The following is a 735-nucleotide window of genomic DNA, read 5'->3' as shown; positions in this document are numbered from 1 at the left end:
GATGATCCCAAGTCTGAGAGGTTTTCAGAATCATTTGTGAGTCAGTGGTTGGGAATCAATAAATTAAAGGATGCCAACGCACCCTTGGCAGATCTGGTTCGATTTCCAGAATTCACACCTTCTATAAGAGAGGCCATGTTCAAAGAAACAACTTCTTTCTTCCATTATGTGATGACTGAAAGCAAAAATTTTCTTGACCTAATCAATAGTGATTATTCCTTTCTCAATGAAGAACTAGCCACCTATTATGGAATCGATGGTGTTGAAGGAAACGATTTCAAAAAAGTGATGCTAACCAATAATTCCAGAGGAGGCTTTTTAGGATTAGGCAGTGTACAGGCTGTCACATCGTTGCCTACCCGAACAAGCCCGGTACTTAGGGGGAAATGGGTTTTAGAGGAGATATTAGGGACATCACCACCGCCACCGCCGCCAGATGTCGCTGAATTGTCCGAAGATGAATCATTGCATGAAGAGTTAGGCTTGAAAGCACTTTTGGAAAGGCATCGAGATGACCCAGCTTGTCAATCCTGTCATGAAAAAATGGATCCTCTTGGATTAGGCTTGGAAAATTTTGGGGCCGATGGAAAATGGAGAGATAGCTATGGAAGTACCCCGATAGATCCTACAGGTGTACTGATTTCAGGAGAAACCTTTGCTGGACCTGCAGAATTGAAAAACTTACTCATGAAAGAGAAAGATAAATTTGCGCGAAACCTATCCAAAAATCATTGT

Annotated in this window: 1 protein-coding gene; it reads left to right on the top strand. The window is 41.9% G+C overall.

The genetic code is table 11. The annotated features are described in order from the left end of the window. Positions 1–735 (top strand): DUF1588 domain-containing protein (locus ADIWIN_RS02935; protein WP_040756424.1); only part of this gene is annotated, 735 nt, incomplete at both ends.

Source organism: Winogradskyella psychrotolerans RS-3 (genome assembly GCF_000427335.1).
GTDB lineage: Bacteria > Bacteroidota > Bacteroidia > Flavobacteriales > Flavobacteriaceae > Winogradskyella > Winogradskyella psychrotolerans.
This window is presented reverse-complemented; position numbering and strand designations above follow the sequence as displayed.